Genomic DNA, 18111 nt, shown 5'->3' with positions numbered 1-18111 from the left:
AGGACCTTCGGTCCTATCGCAGCCTGCGGCAGCGGCTACATCTATGGCGACACCTCCTATAGCCCGGTCGTGCTCGCTGCCTTGTGTAGCCGCCGCTGGCAGGTCACTTGCCCTGGGTCAGGGTGGTGTAGCTGGTGATCAGGTTGCGATAGTCCGGGATGTGGTTGGAGAACAAGGTCCCCAGGCCCTCGATGTCGTTGCGCCAGTCGCGGTGCAGCTCGCAGGCCAGGCCGAACCAGGTCATCAATTGCGCGCCGGCGGTGGACATGCGGTTCCACGCCGAATCGCGGGTCAGCTCATTGAAGGTGCCGGAGGCATCGGTGACCACGAACACCTCGAAGCCTTCTTCCAGGGCCGACAGCGCCGGGAACGCCACGCAAACCTCGGTCACCACGCCGGCGATGATCAGTTGCTTCTTGCCGGTGGCCTTGATCGCCTTGACGAAGTCTTCGTTGTCCCAGGCGTTGATCTGCCCGGGCCGGGCGATGTATGGCGCGTCCGGGAACAGCGCCTTGAGCTCGGGCACCAGCGGGCCGTTGGGGCCGGTTTCGAAGCTGGTGGTGAGGATGGTCGGCAGCTTGAAGTACTTGGCCAGGTCGGCCAGGGCCAGCACGTTGTTCTTGAACTTGTCCGGGTCGATGTCGCGCACCAGGGACAGCAGGCCGGCCTGGTGATCCACCAGCAGCACGGCGGCGTTGTCTTTGTCGAGACGCTTGTAGGCAGTAGTCATGGGGTAGTCCTCGCTTCTTGTCGATACCGACTGGACGTCGGCGTGGGGGTGCAGGTTCAGCGCTGGGAGTCCAGCACTTCGTGCTCGTTCGCCACTTGCTGGGCCTTGAGGTAGCTCTCGATCAGCAACTGGTAATGCGGCATGGCCTGGGCGTAGACCGCGGCCCACTGCTCGGCGTCCGGGCGGTTCCACGAACCCTGCAGCTCGGAAAGCGTGGCCATGATGTCGATCGGCACCACCCCGGCCTGGGCCAGGCGGGCGATGGTCAGATCGGTGGCCAGCCGCGAATGGTTGCCCGAGGCATCGACCACCGCGAACACCTTGTAGCCTTCATGCACCGCGGCGATCGACGGGAACGCCAGGCAAACGCTGGTCAGGGTGCCGGCGATCACCAGGGTTTTCTTGCCGGTGGCCTCGACCGCCGCCCGGAACTCGGGATTGTCCCAGGCGTTGATCTCGCCTTTGCGCGCCACGTACTGGGCATGAGGTGCCTCCTGGTGGATTTCCGGGATCAACGGGCCGTTGGGCCCCTGGGGCACCGAGGCGGTGGTGATCACCGGCATCTTCAGCAAAGTCGCGGCTTTCGCCAGGGCGATGGCATTGGCCCGCAGTTGCGGCACGTCCATGTCCTTGACGATCTGGAACAGCCCGCTCTGGTGGTCGATCAGCAGCATCGCCGCGTCGTTGGGGTCGATGGTCGGCTTGGCGCCATTGAAGTTGGCAGCATTGAAGTTGTTCATGTGCAGTTCCTCTTTCGTCTAGGGCATTTATTGAAGGCAACAGCCATCCCTGGCCCTGAAACCGGCCGACACGTCCTGTGCAAGTCGGTAAGCGGGGGTCAGCCAGGCATCTGGCCGAAACGACCGGACTGAAAGTCGACGAAGGCCTGGTGGATCTCGGCCTCGCTGTTCATCACGAACGGGCCATGGCCGACGATGGGCTCGTCGATCGGTTCGCCGCTGAGCAGCAGCACCACCGCGTCGTTGTTGGCTTCCAGGCTGAGCTGGTCGCCGTCGCGCTCGAACAGCACCAGCTGGCCTTCGCGCACCAGTTCCTGGCCGTTGACCTGGAGCGTGCCGCGCAGCAGCACCAGGGCGGTGTTGCGCCCCTCGTGCAGGTCGAGGGTCAGGGGCTTGCCGGCATTCAGGCGGATGTCCCAGACGTCGATCGGGGTGAAGGTGCGCGCCGGGCCCTTGGCGCCGTCGAACTCGCCGGCGATCAACCGCAGGGTGCCGGCCTTGTCCTTCAGGGCGATGGCCGGAATGTCGCCATCGAGGATGGTCTGGTAACCGGGCGCGGCCATCTTGTCCCGCGCCGGCAGGTTGACCCACAGCTGGACCATGTCCAGGGTGCCGCCGGACTTGGCGAACGCTGCGGAGTGGAATTCCTCGTGGAGAATCCCCGAGGCCGCGGTCATCCATTGCACGTCGCCAGGGCCGATCTTGCCGCCGCTGCCGGTGGAGTCGCGGTGCTCCACCTCGCCCTTGTAGACGATGGTCACGGTTTCGAAGCCGCGATGGGGATGCTGGCCCACGCCGCGCCGTCCCTGGGTCGGGGTGAATTCAGCCGGGCCGGCGTGGTCGAGCAGCAGGAACGGGCTGATGTGCTTGCCCAGGTTGTCGTAGGAAAACAGCGTGCGCACCGGGAAGCCGTCGCCCACCCAATGGGCCCGTGGGCTGGTGTAGATACCGATGATGTTCTTCATGCGGGTGCCTCCGAAATGGCTGAGTTATTTCGTTGGATACACCTTAAAACCCATACCTTTGATGCACTAGACTGCAAAAATCGCTCTTAGCGTTCTATTTGGAGAACGATGATGGAAGACCTCAATACCCTCTACTACTTCACCCAGGTCGTCGAACACCGTGGTTTCGCCGCCGCCGGACGCGCCCTGGACATGCCCAAGTCCAAGCTCAGCCGACGCATTGCCCAGCTCGAGGAACGCCTCGGCGTGCGCCTGATTCACCGCACCAGCCGCCACTGTTCGCTCACCGAGATCGGCCATGAGTACTACCAGCGTTGCCTGGCCATGCGCGTGGAAGCGGAAAGCGCCGCGGAAGTCATCGAGCGCAACCGTTCCGAGCCCCAGGGCCTGGTGCGCATCAGTTGCCCGACCGCGCTGCTCAACTCCTGGGTCGGGCCGATGCTGACCCGCTACATGCTCAAGTACCCGCTGGTGGAGCTGTTCATCGAGAGCACCAACCGCCGGGTCGACCTGATCCACGAAGGTTTCGACATCGCCCTGCGGGTGCGCTTCCCGCCATTGGAAAGCAGCGACCTGGTGATGAAGGTGCTGGGCAACAGCACCCAGTGCCTGGTCGGCCACCCGGACTTTCTCGCGCGCCTGTCGAGCCCCGCCTCGCCCGCCGACCTCAGCGGCCTGCCGAGCCTGCATTGGGGCGCGGCGCAACGCGAGTACCAGTGGGAGCTGTTCGGCCCGGACGAGACGCTCGCGCAGATTCGCCACAAGCCGCGGATGGTCACCGACGACCTGATTGCCCTGCGCCAGGCGGCACTGGCGGGAATCGGCATCGTCCACCTGCCCAGCGTGGTGGTGCGCGACGATATGGCCGCCGGACGCCTGGTGCAGCTGGTACCGGACTGGGCGCCCAAGTGCGGGATCGTCCATGCGATCTTCCCGTCGCGCCGTGGCCTGCTGCCGTCGGTGCGCACGCTGATCGACTTTCTCGGCGAGGAGTTCAGCCGCAGCGATATGACCTGAGAATGCGCTCAAGGTGAAGCCTGGCCGAATCTTCCGACCTGTGGCGTTTTTGACACTGGCCGAAATAATATTTCGAACATAATATTTTCCTCGTCATCTTGTTCCGCCCAATGAGGAAACGCCCATGCAAAGCCCATCCCGCGAGGCCACCCTGGCCCAGTGGATCGCCCAGGAACAGGCCATGCGCGCGCGCCTGGCCAGTCCGGGCAGCCTGTCCCTGGCCGAGGTCAGCGCCCTCTCCCCCGCCGAGTTCTTCGACGGCATCGGCAACGGCGAATTGCCCTCGCCGCCCATCGGCACGTTGCTGGACTTCATCCCCATCGAATGGTCCGCCGGGCACTTCGTGTTCCAGGGCACCCCGGATGCCCGCCATTACAACCCGCTGGGCAGCGTGCACGGCGGTTATGCCGCGACCTTGCTGGACTCCTGCATGGGTTGCGCGATCCACACCCGCCTGAACAAGGGCCAGGGCTACACCACCCTGGACCTTCGCATCAGCTATGTGCGGGCCCTGACCGGCAGCAGCGGGCCGATCCGCGCCGAAGGCAAGATCGTCCACCTGGGCCGCTCCACCGCCCTGGCCGAAGGGCGGATCTACGACGTCGATGGCCGCCTGTATGCCACCGGCTCCACCACCTGCATGATTCTTGAAGCGCGTGGCTGAACCCGCCTCTGCGTCTTTAGAAGCGGGCTCGTTCGCGAAAAAACTGCGGCTTGCGCTCACCGGTGGCCGGGAGGACGTCTCGCGAGCAAGCTCGCCCATACCAGGGATCGTGCCTGCCCGCGCATTCGTGATTCGCGGTAAAGATTGCTTTGCCTGTCCGGCGGTTTTTCTCAAGGATGCGGACCGGGATACTCGTGGCCTTTCCACTGCCATCTGGAGTCATCCATGTCTGTACCTGCTTTCGGCCTCGGCACCTTTCGCCTGCAAGGCCAGGTGGTCATCGACTCGGTCAGCACCGCGCTCGAGCTGGGCTACCGGGCGATCGACACCGCACAGATCTACGAGAACGAAGCCGAGGTCGGCCAGGCCATCGCCGACAGCGGCATCCCCCGCGACGAGCTGTTCGTCACCAGCAAGATCTGGGTTGCCAATTTCGCCCGCGACAAGCTGATCCCAAGCCTCAAGGACAGCCTGCGCAAGCTGCGGACCGACTACCTGGACCTGACCCTGATCCACTGGCCGTCACCGGACAACCAGGTGCCGGTCGAAGAGTTCATGGCGACGCTGCTGGAGGCCAGGCAACTGGGGTTGACCCGGCAGATCGGTGTTTCCAACTTCACCATCGACCTGATGCGGCAGGCCATCGCCGCGGTCGGTGCCGAGCACATCGCCACTAACCAGATCGAATTGCATCCTTACCTGCAGAACCGCAAGGTCGTGGAGTTCGCGCAAAGCCAGGGGATTCACATCACCTCGTACATGACGCTGGCCTACGGTGAGGTGCTCAAGGATCCGGTCATCCAGCAGATCGCCCAGCAGCATCGGGCGACGCCGGCCCAAGTGACCCTGGCCTGGGCCATGCAATCGGGTCATGCGGTGATTCCCTCCTCGACCAGGCGCGCGAACCTGGAAAGCAACCTCAAGGCCTGTGCCCTGACCCTGAGCGAGGCAGAGATGCAACGCATCGCCGGCCTGGAGCGCGGTCATCGTCTGACCAGCCCCGCCGGCATTGCGCCGGCGTGGGACTGAGGTCTTAACGCACCACGGCATTCAACCGAATGCCGTCGGACGCGATCTCTTCCTCATTGGAACTGCCGGGAAACGTTCCGGCCGCCGGGATCTTGCTCCGGCGGCCGGTGTCGATGGCCGCCATCAAGCGGCTGAGGGTCTCGTGGTCCGGCAGCGACAGGCTGCTGATATACAGCTTGCGCTGCGGACCGAGTGGAATCGAAGGCATGCCGAGAAGCTCGGAGTCATAGACCAGCACATGACGGATCTGCGGGTTATCCATGCAGAACGCCACGATATCGAGCCGGGCCTGCAACCCCAGCGAAGCGCTGATGATCAGCAGGTCCATTGGCTCACTGCCATATTCCACGACGTTCAATACCTCGATGAGTCGATACATCGGTGCAATCCGGTAATAGCCCAATTGGTTCAGCACCCGCTCGATCTTCATTCGATGAAAATGCTGTTCATCGGCGATCAGGATTCGTAACGTTTTATTCGGCATTTTTTCGCGACCATGAAAAAAGTCTGAGATGACAGGCTCCAAGCCTATGAATAAAGGCTAGGGGAGCAGCCGATAGTTTTCTTTAAGGGATTTCTGAAAAGCCCTACTCCACATTACTAAAATGCGGCTTTCCCCTACTTTTCGAGCCCGAAATGCTCGTTTCCCTGGGATATCCGCCCGCATCGGCGGCACACATCGGGTATCGATGGGCGGCCTTGGCCCCTGTTTTTTGCCCGCTCCGGATGGAGCCAAAAGACCCGTCCGGCCCCGGCAGCGGCCATCAGCAAACCGCTGGCCAGGTGGCGGTTTCCACCTCCAGCAGCATGACGCAAGCCCTGTTCCCATCAACGGCGGGGCTATTCAGTATTCACAAGGTTCGGTCTTTGCCCGAGGAGGCGGGAGGATTGATATGGGCAATGAAGCGCTGGAGGATCTCCTGCGTGGCGCCCTGCACCCAGAGAATCTCGTGTAGCGCAGAGGCGCCGAGGACCATCGGCAATGCCTGTTCGGTACGACCGCCATAGATCATGGCATGGCGGATCTGCGGGTTGCCCTGGCAGAACGCGCCGGCGTCCACCCCGGCGGCGAACGCCAGCTCGCCGCTGAGCAGCAACAGGTCGAAGTTCTCGAAGGGGTCGCAGGAATAGTGAGTCAGGGTCACCAGTTCGCGGAAAGACTCCACCGCCGCGATGCGGAAATACCCCAGGCCATTCAACAAACGCTGGATGCGCCCACACTGCTCCCGGGACGCATCGGCAATCAGTATTCTCAAGCGTTTGTTGGGCATCGGCGTGGCAACTATCGGTTGAACACAGAGGCCCGACAGACTATCCGATGGCCCCTGGCCAACTCTTTAAGACAATTCCCAAAAATTGCCGCGCACGAGAAATTTCTCCCAAAAAAGCCCCCGCACGGACGCTTTATTCGGTGGTGCTGGGGCTCCAGAACGCCTGTTCCACCAGGGCCGAGGTGGACAGCCGTGCCACCAGGGCGTCGAGTTCGTCGCCGTCCACCGAGGTGGTGGCCAGGGTGGCTTCGATCTCCACGTCGTCGTTGCCGAAGGCATGGACATCGATATCGCTGGCCGGGTAGTTGCTGCGTTCCAGTTCCGCTTCGAGCAGGGCGAACACGGCCTTCTGCTTGGAGCGATGGGCAATGACATAGACGATGTTGGTGACCTCGGCGGAGATCACATCCAGCGGCTGGCGGTTGATGTTGTTGACGATCGGTCGCAGCAGGGTGTTGGCCGCCAGCACGAACAGCGTGCCGAGAAAGGCCTCGAGAATCAGGTCGGCGCCGGCGCAGGCGCCCACCGCCGCCGAGGCCCAGAGAGTGGCCGCGGTGTTCAGGCCACGCACGTTGCCCTCCTCGCGCATGATCACCCCGGCGCCGAGAAAACCGATGCCGGACACCACATAGGCCACCACCCGCACCGCGCCCTCGGCACCGCCGAGGCGGTTGGCCATGTCGACGAAAATCGCCGCGCCCACCGCCACCAGCACGTTAGTGCGCAGGCCGGCGGTGCGTTGCCGGTACTGGCGCTCGAAGCCGATCAGGCCACCGAGGATAAAGGCCGCGCTGAGGCTGACCAGGGTGTCCACCAGGGAGGTCAGGTTGATGTTCTGGAGTGCTTGCATGAAGGGAGTCCTTGAGTACGCGGCGGTCGGCTGCCGTTAAAGGATAGGTGCACTTCGCCGGTGCGAGCGGGCGGCGATCCGACGGGGCCGCGATAAGGTCGGCCAGGGTGCCGGGTATCTTGCACCGACTGGCATTACGAGCAGATGGCGATTGCCGGTTAACCCTGTAGCCGCTGCCGCAGGCTGCGATCGGCCCGCAGGGCCGCGGCGATCCCGCCAACGCCGGAGGACCTGCGACCAGCGTGGCCCGGACCATCGCAGCCTGCGGCAGCGGCTACAGGATGTTGTGCAGCGTCGGCCGCGAGCCGCAGCTTATTGCCAGCCGAACCGGCGGATATAAAAGCCCTTCACCGCCTGGGTCAGCGCCATGTACGCCAGCAGGATCACCGGCAGGAACACGAAGTACAGCGACGGCAGCGCCTGCAGCTTGAAGTAGTGCGCCAACGGGCCCATGGGCAGGAAGATGCCGATGGCCATGATCAACCCGGTCATCACCAGCAGCGGCATGGCCGCGCGGCTTTGCAGGAAGGGGATCTTCGGCGTGCGGATCATGTGCACGATCAGGGTCTGGGTCAGCAGCCCGACCACGAACCAGCCGGACTGAAACAGCGTCTGGTGGTCCGGGGTATTGGCATCGAACACGTACCACATCAGGGCAAAGGTACTGATGTCGAAGATCGAACTGATCGGCCCGAAAAACAGCATGAAACGCCCGACGTCCGCCGGCTGCCAGCGCTGCGGACGGGCCAGCATTTCCTCGTCGACGTTGTCGAACGGAATGGCGATCTGGGAAATGTCGTACAGCAGGTTCTGCACCAGCAGGTGCATCGGCAGCATCGGCAGGAACGGAATGAAGGCGCTGGCCACCAGCACCGAGAACACGTTGCCGAAGTTCGAGCTGGCGGTCATCTTGATGTACTTGAGCATGTTGGCGAAGGTCCGCCGGCCTTCCAGCACGCCCTCCTCCAGCACCATCAGGCTTTTCTCCAGGAGGATGATGTCTGCCGCCTCCTTGGCGATGTCCACGGCGCTGTCCACCGAAATGCCGATGTCCGCGGTGCGCAGCGCCGGCGCGTCGTTGATGCCGTCGCCCATGAAGCCGACCACATGGCCGTTGCCCTTGAGCAGGCGGACGATGCGTTCCTTGTGCGAGGGCGTGAGCCGGGCGAAGACATTGGTGGTTTCCACGGCCTTGGCCAGCTGGGTGTCGCTCATGCGCTCGATGTCGTTGCCCAGCAGCAGGCCCTGTTGTTCCAGGCCGACTTCGCGGCAGATCTTCGCCGTCACCAGCTCGTTGTCGCCGGTCAACACCTTCACCGCCACGCCATGGGCGGCCAGGGCCTCAAGGGCCGGCGCGGTGCTTTCCTTGGGCGGGTCGAGGAAGGCCACGTAACCGATCAGGGTCAGCCCCTGCTCGTCCGCCAGGCTGTAGCTGTCGCGGCCCCGCGGCATCGGCCGGGCGGCCACGGCCACCACCCGCAGGCCTTCGCCATTGAATTGGGCGGTGACCTGGCGGATCCGCGCCAGCAGCTCGTCGCTGAGCATTTCCTCGGCGGCGCCATGGCGCACCCGGGTGCACACCGCCAACACCTCCTCCACCGCGCCCTTGCAGATCAACAGGTGCGCCCGCTCCTTCTCGGCCACCACCACCGACATGCGCCGCCGGTTGAAGTCGAAGGGAATCTCATCGACCTTCTGGAACGCCGTGCCGACCCTCAGCTCGCGGTGCACTTCGACGTGCTCCAGCACCGCCACGTCCAGCAGGTTCTTCAGGCCGGTCTGGTAATAGCTGTTCAGGTAGGCCATTTCCAGCACGTCGTCGGACTCCTCGCCCCAGACATCCACATGCCGGGCGAGGAAGATCTTGTCCTGGGTCAGGGTGCCGGTCTTGTCGGTGCACAGCACGTCCATGGCGCCGAAGTTCTGGATCGCGTCCAGGCGCTTGACGATGACTTTCTTGCGCGACAGGAACACCGCGCCCTTGGCCAAGGTCGAGGTGACGATCATCGGCAGCATCTCCGGGGTCAGGCCCACGGCGATCGACAGCGCGAACAGCAGCGCTTCCATCCAGTCGCCCTTGGTGAAGCCGTTGATGAACAGCACCAGCGGCGCCATGACGAACATGAAGCGGATCAGCAGCCAGCTGACCTTGTTCACCCCGTTCTGGAACGAAGTCGGTGCCCGGTCGGTGGCCCCGACCCGCTGCGCCAGGGCGCCGAAATAGGTGGCGTTGCCAGTGCTCAGGACCAGCGCGGTGGCCGCGCCGGACACCACGTTGGTGCCCATGAACAGGATGTTGTCCAGCTCCAGCGGATTGAGGGTGGCGGCGTCCTGCTGGCGCGGGAATTTCTCCACCGGCATCGATTCGCCGGTCATCGCCGCCTGGCTGACGAACAGTTCCTTGGCGCTGAGCACCCGGCAGTCGGCGGGGATCATGTCGCCGGCCGAGAGCTGGATCAGGTCGCCCGGCACCAGTTGCCGGATCGGCAGTTCCAGGCGTTGCTGGCCCTGGCTGGCCACCGCCGCGCCATGCAGCCGGGCGAACACCGACGGCGCGGCGTCGACCACGTTGCGCCGCAGCACCGTAGCGGTGTTGCTGACCATTGCCTTGAGGGCATCGGCGGCCTTGTTCGACTTGGCCTCCTGCCAGAAGCGCAGCAGCGTGGAGAGCACCACCATGGAAAAAATCACCGTGGCCGCCTTCATGTCTTCGGTCAGCCAGGAGATCACCGCCAGCAGGGTCAGCAGCAGGTTGAAGGGGTTCTTGTAGCAATGCCACAGGTGCGTCCACCAGGGCAGCGGCTGCTCGTGCTCGACCTCGTTGAGGCCATGCCGTTCGCGCAGGGCCTGGGCCTCGGCCTCGCTCAGGCCATCGGTATGGCTGCCGAGGCGTTGCAGCAGGCTCGCGGCATCGTCGTTGGCCGCGGCCACCAGGGTGTGCGCGAGGCTCGGCGGCAGGTCGCGGCTGACGTTGGCGTCGCTGAAGCTCTCCAGCAAGGCCAGGCGGCGAAAGTGCCGGGCGAAGTGCCGGGTCCGCAGGAAGCCGGCAAAAAACTCTTTGAGCAGGGTGAGATTCATGGTGTGTCCCCTAACGGTCGGCGCCGCAGGACTCACAGCCAGGTCTGGTTCGCCGGCCGCGCAAACAGGCGCAGCCGTAGCGCGGCGATGCGCCAGGCATCACCCACTGTTGCAGTGTCGATGAGAGGGACATCGGGAACGGGCCCTGAAGGCCACGTTCGGGAAGCCGCCGCTCGCGGTCATGGCGAGACAACGGCACAAAAAAGCGGGCGCGTTATCTGGCCGGGAAGGCGCCGGTTATCGAAACCGGCCGACTACTGTCACTCGAACAAGTACCCACTGTGGGTCTCCGCTTGATGGAAAACGCGCGAAGCTTACGCCGCGGTTTTTGCGGAGTAAATCGGCGGCAAAGGCCCGGACGGGGGAATCGAAAAGTTCTTCAGCGAAGGTTCAGGAAGGGGCTACGGACAGGCCCCAAAGGCAGGAAATGCGGGGACATCTGCCCCCTGTCGTGGGCAAGCTCGCGCCTACAACGATAAGGCGATCCTGCAGGAGCGAGCTTGCTCGCGAGGCGTCCGGTCAACCCACGACAGAGACCGGCCATGCCATTGTTTCGCGAGCACGCTCGCTCCTACAACGTTACCCGGGCAATCAGCTGGCGGTGGCCAGCAGCAGGTCGCGCACCGAACGGCTGTGGCGGCCTTTGTCGTGCTCGTACAGCGAGGCGGCAATTTCCTCGGCGCGGATCGGCAGCACCGACAGCAAGGTGTCGCTCAGGCCGTGGCTGGCCTGGCTGAAGCCCTGGGTGTAGATGCCGGCCTTGCAGCGCTCGTCGGTGATGACCCGGTAGTTGCGGTCCACTTCGAAGTCGCCCAGGTAGGCTTCCAGCGGCGCCAGCAACGCACGGTGAGTCTGGCGTTCGTAGCCGGTGGCCAGGATCACGGCGTCGTAGTGGCGGGTGCTCAGCTCGCCGGTGGAGGTGTTGCGCAGCACCAGTTCGACGCCCTGGGCGGTGGCGGTGGCTTTCTCCACGGTGGTCAGGGTGCGGAAGGCATGGCGCGCGATGCCGGAGACTTTCTGCCGGTAGAGAATCCCGTAGATGCGTTCGATCAGGTCGACATCCACCACCGAGTAGTTGGTGTTCTGGTACTCGTGGACCAGGCGCTCGCGCTCGCCGCTCGGCTGCTGGAACACCAGGTCGGTGAAGGCCGGCGAGAACACTTCGTTGACGAACGGGCTGTCGTCCGCCGGCTTCAGCGCCGAACCGCGGACCAGCATGTCCACCTGCACCGAAGGGAAGCTGTCGTTGAGGTCGATAAAGGCCTCGGCGGCGCTCTGCCCGCCACCGATGATCGCCACGTTCATCGGCTGGCCGCTGGCGCACGGTTGGCTGGCCATGCGTTCCAGGTAGTGCGCGTGGTGGAACACCCGGCCGTCGTCCTTGAGCGCCTTGAAGGTGTCCGGGATCAGTGGCGTGCCGCCAGGGCTGACCACCACCGAACGGCTGGTACGGACGAATTCCTGGCCCTGGCTGTCGCGGGAAATCACCCGCAGCGCCTCGACCTGCTGGTTATGCAGCACCGGCTCGATGGCCAGCACTTCTTCACCGTAGCGGCTCTGTTCCTGGAAGTGCCCGGCGACCCAGCGCAGGTAATCGTTGAACTCCATGCGGCATGGATAGAAGGTGCCCAGGTTGATGAAGTCCACCAGGCGGCCGTGGTGCTTGAGGTAGTTGACGAAGGAGTACGGGCTGGTCGGGTTGCGCAGGGTCACCAGGTCCTTGAGAAAGGAAATCTGCAGGTCGCTCTGGGCCACCAGCGTGTTGCCGTGCCAGCGGTAGTCGGCCTGCTTGTCGAGAAACAGCGCGTCCAGCGGACCCTGAATCTGGCCACGTTCTTCCAGCGCGATAGCCAGCGCCAGGTTCGAGGGGCCGAAACCGATACCGATCAGGTCGTGAACGATGGTCGATGCAATTGCCTGTGTCATTTCCAGTGTCCTCTGGATTAAATCCCTCAACGCGGGGAGAAATCGACGGTGACCTGATCGGCCCATGGCGAGGCAGCAGGTCGTCTGTTGAGTAGGAACGAGGACAGTGAAAAAAAATTTAACAAAGAAGGATCAATGGGCGTCCCACTGCCGGACCCGCACCCGACAATGTTTCATCGCATTGACGATGTGCTTCTCCACCAGGCTGCGGGAAATCCCCAGGCGCTCGGCGATCTCGGGGTGGGACAGGCCTTCGAGCTTGCGCAGCAGGAAACTTTCCCGGCACAGCGCCGGCAGCTCCGCCAGCGCCCGTTGCAGCATGTCCAGGCGCTGGCCGTGGTCGATGCTGGTGTGTGGCGAGGGGCTGAAGAAGCGCTCTTCGTTGTCGAGCACATCCAGGGATTCGACCTGGCGCAAGGCATTGCGCCGGTGGCCGTCGATCACCAGGTTCAGCGCCGTGCGGTAGAGGAAGGCCCGCGGTTGCTCGATCGGCGTGTCGCTGGAACGCTCCAGCACCCGCACGTAAGCGTCATGCACCACATCTTCGGCCACCTGCAGGTTGCCCAGCTTGGCGTTGAGGAAACACACCAGCTCGCGATAGTAGTTTTCCAACATGACTCCCGACCGCGATACGCGGCTTTTGTCCTTGAGCACGACTGGCACTCCGCCCCTGGGCGGGCGATTCGATGATGGCAGTTTAGAAGTGGCGTAATTTATAGTAATTCTCATATAGATTTAAAGTGCTGTGTCGATTCGCCGGTTTTATTTTCGTCGCCTAACCTGTAACCCCCGCACCTGTAACGCCATGTGTCATGACTTAAATTCCCTCCGGCGCTTCTCGTCTACCTGACAGCTCCCCGTATCTGTCGCTCTGGCGACAGCCTCCAGCCCTGCCCACCCCCTGGGCCAGGCCGGACGACGGGCCGACTTCCATTGGCCGGAACCCTGCATGAAACGTCCCCGTCATACCCGACGCGCCCTGCTTGTCACCCTGTGTCTGATTCCTGTCGTTGCCTTTGCCGCCTGGCAGTTCCTGCCGCCGGGGCGCGACCAGCTCGCCACCATCCAAGTCAGCCGCGGCACCATCGAAAGCAGCGTGACCGCCCTGGGCACCCTGCAACCGCGGCGTTACGTGGATGTCGGCGCCCAGGCGTCCGGGCAGATCCGCAAGATCCACGTCGAGGCCGGCGACCCGGTCAAGGAAGGCCAGCTGCTGGTGGAGATCGACCCCGCCACCCAGCAGGCCAAGCTCGACGCCAGCCGTTTCTCCATCGAGAACCTGCAGGCCCAGTTGCAAGAACAGCGGGCGCAGAACGAGCTGGCCCGGCAGAAATACCAGCGCCAGCAGAACCTCGCCGCCGGCGGCGCGACCCGCGACGAAGACGTGCAGACCGCCCGCGCCGAACTCAAGGCCACCCAGGCGCGGATCGACATGATCCAGGCACAGATCCGCCAGGCCCAGGCCAGCCTGCGCAGCGACCAGGCCGAGCTGGGCTATACGCGGATCTACGCGCCGATGTCCGGCACCGTGGTCGCGGTGGACGCCCGCGAAGGCCAGACCCTCAACGCCCAGCAACAGACGCCGTTGATCCTGCGCATCGCCCGGCTGTCGCCGATGACCGTCTGGGCCGAGGTCTCCGAAGCCGATATCGGCCACGTCAAGCCGGGCATGACCGCCTACTTCACCACCTTGAGCGGCGGCGCCCGACGCTGGACCAGCACCGTGCGGCAGATCCTGCCGATCCCGCCCAAGCCGCTGAATGAAAGCAGCCAGGGCAGCGGCAGCCCCAACAGTTCGAGCAAGAGCGGCAGCGGCCGGGTGGTGCTCTACACCGTGCTGCTGGATGTGGATAACGCCGACAACGCGCTGATGGCCGAGATGACCACCCAGGTGTTTTTTGTCGCCGAGCGCGCGCAGGACGTTCTCACCGCGCCGATTGCCGCCCTGCAGGGCAGCACCGAGAGCGGCATCCAGCTGGCCCGGGTGGTGGCGAAAAACGGCTCGATCGAGGAGCGCAAGGTACGGGTCGGCATCAGCGACCGCTTGCGCATCCAGGTCCTGGATGGCCTCGCCGAAGGCGATCACTTGCTGATCGGTCCCGCGCAAAGCAGCGGAGGCTGAATGCAAACCCCGCTGATCGACCTCAAGGGCATCCGCAAATCCTATGGCGGCGGCGACACGCCGCAAGTGGACGTGCTGCGTGGCATCGATCTGTCGATCCACGCCGGCGAGTTCGTCGCCATCGTCGGCGCCTCCGGCTCCGGCAAATCGACGCTGATGAACATTCTCGGCTGCCTCGACCGCCCGACCTCGGGCGAGTACCTGTTCGCCGGGGAAAACGTCGCCCGGCTGGACAGCGACGAACTGGCCTGGCTGCGTCGCCAGGCCTTCGGCTTCGTGTTCCAGGGCTACCACTTGATTGCGTCCGGCTCGGCCCAGGAAAACGTCGAGATGCCGGCGATCTACGCCGGTACCCCAGCGGCCGAGCGCCACGCCCGCGCCGCCGCCCTGCTCGACCGCCTGGGCCTGGCCAGCCGCACCGGCAACCGCCCGCACCAGTTGTCCGGCGGCCAGCAGCAGCGGGTGTCGATCGCCCGCGCGCTGATGAACGGCGGCCATATCATTCTCGCCGACGAACCCACCGGCGCCCTCGACAGCCACAGCGGCGCCGAGGTCATGAGCCTGCTCGACGAACTGGCCAGCCAGGGCCATGTGGTGATCCTCATCACCCACGACCGCGAAGTCGCGGCACGGGCCAAGCGCATCATCGAAATCCGCGACGGCGAGATCGTCAGCGACACCGCCGACGAGCACCCCGAGGTCCAGGCCAGCGCCAACAGCGGCGCCCTGCAGGCAGTGGACCTGCGCCAGCGCCTGGCCGACGGCAGCGAACACAACGGCGCCTGGAAAGGCGAGCTGGTGGACGCCGTGCAAGCAGCCTGGCGGGTGATGTGGATCAACCGCTTCCGCACCGCCCTGACCCTGTTGGGGATCGTCATCGGCGTGGCCTCGGTGGTGGTGATGCTGGCGGTGGGCGAAGGCAGCAAGCGCCAGGTCATGGCGCAGATGGGCGCCTTCGGCTCGAACATCATCTACTTGAGCGGCTACTCGCCCAACCCGCGCACGCCCGAGGGCATCGTCACCCTGGACGACGTCGCGGCCCTGGCCAACCTGCCCCAGGTAAAACGCATCATGCCGGTCAATGGCGCGAAGGCCGGAGTCCGCTTCGGCAACGCCGACTACATGAGCTATGTAGGTGGCAACGACACCAACTTCCCGGAGATCTTCAACTGGCCCGTGGCCCAGGGCAGCTACTTCAGCGACGCCGACGAACGCTCGGCGGCGGCGGTGGCGGTGATCGGCCACAAGGTCCGGGAAAAACTCCTCAAGGACGTGGCCAACCCCATCGGCCAATACATCCTGATCGAGAACGTGCCGTTCCAGGTGGTCGGCGTGCTCTCGGAAAAGGGCGCCAGTTCCGGCGACAGCGACAGCGACGACCGCATCGCCGTGCCCTACTCCGCCGCCAGCATCCGCCTGTTCGGCGACCACAACCCGCAGTACGTGGCGATTGCCGCCGCCGATGCCAGCCGGGTCAAGCAGACCGAACGCGAAATCGACGAACTGATGCTGCGCATGCACGGCGGCAAACGCGACTTCGAACTGACCAACAACGCCGCGATGATCCAGGCCGAGGCGCGGACCCAGAACACCCTGTCGCTGATGCTCGGCGCCATCGCCGCGATCTCGCTGCTGGTGGGCGGTATCGGGGTGATGAACATCATGCTCATGACCGTGCGCGAGCGCACCCGGGAGATCGGCATCCGCATGGCCACCGGCGCCCGCCAGCGCGACATCCTGCGCCAGTTCCTCACCGAGGCGGTGATGCTCTCGGTGGTCGGCGGCCTGGCCGGGATCGGCGTGGCGCTGATCATCGGCGGCGTGCTGATCCTCAGCGAGGTGGCCGTGGCCTTCTCCCTGGCCGCGATACTGGGGGCCTTCGGCTGCGCCCTGATCACCGGCGTCACCTTCGGCTTCATGCCAGCCCGCAAAGCTGCCCGGCTCGATCCGGTCAAGGCCCTTACCAGTGAATGATCGACCTATGAAAGTGCACCTGACCCTCCTGGCCGCCAGCCTGGCGCTGGCCGCCTGCAGCAGCCCGGCGCCGCGCCCGGACAGCGGCCTGCAAGCCCCCGCCGCCTGGCACTCCGCCGTCAGCCACGCGCCGCGTCAGCAAGATCCACGCTGGTGGCTGCAATTCGGTAGCCCGGAACTCGACCGCCTGATCGCCGAAGCCCGCGCCGGCAGCCACGACCTGGCGGCGGCCATGGCCCGGGTCCAGCAGGCCCAGGCCAGCGCCGTCATTGCCGGCGCGCCCTTGCTGCCCGCCGTCAACGGCACCTTCAACGCCAACCGGCAGAAGCTCCTGCGGGGCAGCGGCTACAGCCAGCTGGATACCGACAGCAACAACAAGGCCGTGGACTATTTCAATGCCGGCCTGAGCGCCACCTATGAAATCGATTTCTGGGGTGGCAAGCGCGCCGCCCGGGACAGCGCCCTGCTGGACGTACAGGCCAGCGAGTTCGACCGGGCCACCGTGGAATTGACCCTGCTCAGCGGCGTGGCCAACAGTTACGCCCAGGTGCTGTCGCTGCGGGAACAGAGCCGGATTGCCGAGCTCAACCTGGCCAATGCGCAGAGCGTGCTCAGGCTGGTGCAGACCCGCTACGACGCGGGCTCGGCCACCGCCCTCGAGCTGGCCCAGCAGAAAAGCCTGGTGGCGGCCCAGCAGCGCCAGGTGCCGCAGGTCCGGCAACAGGCCGAAGAAGCCCTGATCGCCCTCGCCGCTCTCCTCGGCCGGCCAGTGCAGAGCCTGACCCTGAGCGACCAGCCTTTCGCCCAGCTGAACTGGCCGGACATCGATGCCGGAGTGCCCAGCGACCTGCTGGCCCGCCGCCCCGATATCGCCAGCGCCGAAGCCCGGCTGGCGGCGGCCCGGGCGGATGTCAGGGTGGCACGGGCGGCGATGCTGCCCAACGTGACCCTGACCGCCAACCTCGGCTCCGGCGCCAACACATTCGATGACGTGCTACGCAGCCCCTTCTACAACCTGACCGCCGCGCTGGTGGCGCCGATCTTCAACAACGGCCGCCTGGGCGCCGAGCGCGACAGGGCCACGGCACGCCAGCAGGAACTGCTGGAAAGCTACCGCGGGGCGATCATCAATGGCTTCGCCGATGCGGAAAAGGCCCTCAACAGCATTCGCGGCCTGGACCAGCAGCGGCAATGGCAAGGCGAAGAACTCAATCAGGCGCAGCGGGCCTTCGAAATCGCCCAGAGCCGTTACCAGGCTGGCGCCGAAGACCTGCTCACCGTGCTGGAAACCCAGCGCACCCTGTACGCCGCCCAGGACCAGAACGTGCAACTGCGACTGTCCCGGGTGCAGTCGAGCATTGCCCTGTACAAAGCCCTGGGCGGTGGCTGGCAGAGCCGGTAAGCGAAGAAGCCTTAAACCAAACGCTCTCTTGGGGTAATGCCAGTCCGTTAAGGTCGATAGTGGAGCGACTGTAGGAGCGACGCCTTGTTCTTGCTCGCGATGGACCCGTTCACCCAGCAAAAGCTGCGTTATTAAGCGAAACCCTGAACAAATGACAATTCAGGCCGCTTTCAGGACCTTTCCTACATCTTTTCTTTTTCCTGCTTGTTAGCGTGAAGGCGTTTTGTTTCCTGCTTACCCACAGAAGCCTTTGCCCTCTATGGGACCACGCAACATGATTGGAAAAGGAGCATTGGATGTTCAATGCAAGTCCGCAGACGCAGTTCAGCCTGACCCTCAACGA

General features: G+C 64.5%; 15 protein-coding genes. 6 read left to right on the top strand and 9 right to left on the bottom strand.

Going from position 1 to position 18111, the window contains the following annotated elements; all coding sequences use genetic code 11:
• Positions 1-103: 103 nt before the first annotated feature.
• From ycaC to BM019_RS30055, 3 genes are all read right to left on the bottom strand, one after another.
• Entirely contained in the window at positions 104-730 is a 627-nt protein-coding gene (gene ycaC, locus BM019_RS30065; RefSeq protein ID WP_062825195.1) for an isochorismate family cysteine hydrolase YcaC, read from the bottom strand.
• Positions 731-786: 56 nt separating this feature from the next.
• Entirely contained in the window at positions 787-1470 is a 684-nt protein-coding gene (locus BM019_RS30060; RefSeq protein WP_062825194.1) for an isochorismatase family protein, read from the bottom strand.
• 98 nt (positions 1471-1568) lie between these two features.
• The gene (locus tag BM019_RS30055; RefSeq protein WP_092422711.1) at positions 1569-2435 is read right to left on the bottom strand and encodes a pirin family protein; all 867 of its coding nucleotides are present in this window, start codon (positions 2433-2435) and stop codon (positions 1569-1571) included.
• Between the two features lie 108 nt (positions 2436-2543).
• Here BM019_RS30055 and BM019_RS30050 point away from each other — a divergent pair, with 108 nt between their 5' ends.
• From BM019_RS30050 to dkgB, 3 genes are all read left to right on the top strand, one after another.
• A complete protein-coding gene (locus tag BM019_RS30050; protein WP_092422708.1) occupies positions 2544-3452 on the top strand; it encodes a LysR family transcriptional regulator in 909 nt (302 codons plus the stop codon).
• Positions 3453-3576: 124 nt separating this feature from the next.
• Positions 3577-4116 carry a PaaI family thioesterase gene (locus tag BM019_RS30045; protein ID WP_087091747.1) on the top strand — a complete coding sequence of 180 codons (540 nt, stop codon included), beginning with the start codon at positions 3577-3579 and terminating at the stop codon, positions 4114-4116.
• A gap of 225 nt (positions 4117-4341) precedes the next feature.
• A complete protein-coding gene (gene dkgB / locus BM019_RS30040) occupies positions 4342-5145 on the top strand; it encodes a 2,5-didehydrogluconate reductase DkgB (RefSeq protein ID WP_092422705.1) in 804 nt (267 codons plus the stop codon).
• Positions 5146-5149: 4 nt separating this feature from the next.
• On the opposite strand, the gene BM019_RS30035 is transcribed toward dkgB, so the two are convergent.
• The 6 genes from BM019_RS30035 to BM019_RS30010 form a co-directional block, all read right to left on the bottom strand.
• Positions 5150-5629 (bottom strand): hypothetical protein, encoded by a 480-nt coding sequence (locus BM019_RS30035; RefSeq protein ID WP_092422701.1) that lies wholly within the window; start codon positions 5627-5629, stop codon positions 5150-5152.
• A gap of 367 nt (positions 5630-5996) precedes the next feature.
• Positions 5997-6416, bottom strand: coding sequence for a hypothetical protein (locus BM019_RS30030; RefSeq protein WP_092422698.1), 420 nt, complete (start codon positions 6414-6416; stop codon positions 5997-5999).
• 133 nt (positions 6417-6549) lie between these two features.
• Positions 6550-7266: an MgtC/SapB family protein gene (locus BM019_RS30025; RefSeq protein WP_007927856.1), complete on the bottom strand. Its 717-nt coding sequence runs from the start codon at positions 7264-7266 to the stop codon at positions 6550-6552.
• A 312-nt stretch (positions 7267-7578) separates the two neighbouring features.
• Entirely contained in the window at positions 7579-10344 is a 2766-nt protein-coding gene (gene mgtA / locus BM019_RS30020; RefSeq protein WP_092422695.1) for a magnesium-translocating P-type ATPase, read from the bottom strand.
• A gap of 591 nt (positions 10345-10935) precedes the next feature.
• Complete coding sequence (locus BM019_RS30015) at positions 10936-12270, bottom strand: lysine N(6)-hydroxylase/L-ornithine N(5)-oxygenase family protein (RefSeq protein WP_062825188.1); 1335 nt, start codon at positions 12268-12270, stop codon at positions 10936-10938.
• Between the two features lie 132 nt (positions 12271-12402).
• Complete coding sequence (locus BM019_RS30010; protein WP_037004888.1) at positions 12403-12885, bottom strand: sigma-70 family RNA polymerase sigma factor; 483 nt, start codon at positions 12883-12885, stop codon at positions 12403-12405.
• Positions 12886-13219: 334 nt separating this feature from the next.
• Between BM019_RS30010 and BM019_RS30005 the strand changes: the two genes are divergently transcribed.
• From BM019_RS30005 to BM019_RS29995, 3 genes are read left to right on the top strand one after another with little or no spacing between them, the layout of a single operon-like run.
• Complete coding sequence (locus tag BM019_RS30005; RefSeq protein ID WP_092422692.1) at positions 13220-14392, top strand: efflux RND transporter periplasmic adaptor subunit; 1173 nt, start codon at positions 13220-13222, stop codon at positions 14390-14392.
• Entirely contained in the window at positions 14393-16366 is a 1974-nt protein-coding gene (locus BM019_RS30000; RefSeq protein ID WP_092422689.1) for a MacB family efflux pump subunit, read from the top strand.
• Positions 16367-16373: 7 nt separating this feature from the next.
• On the top strand, positions 16374-17768 hold the full coding sequence (locus BM019_RS29995) for an efflux transporter outer membrane subunit (protein WP_092422686.1): 1395 nt from the start codon (positions 16374-16376) through the stop codon (positions 17766-17768).
• Positions 17769-18111 lie beyond the last annotated feature (343 nt).

The organism is Pseudomonas sp. NFPP07 (genome assembly GCF_900115645.1).
GTDB lineage: Bacteria > Pseudomonadota > Gammaproteobacteria > Pseudomonadales > Pseudomonadaceae > Aquipseudomonas > Aquipseudomonas chlororaphis.
Note: the sequence above shows the minus strand (reverse complement) of the source record. Positions and strands in the feature narration are given on the sequence as shown.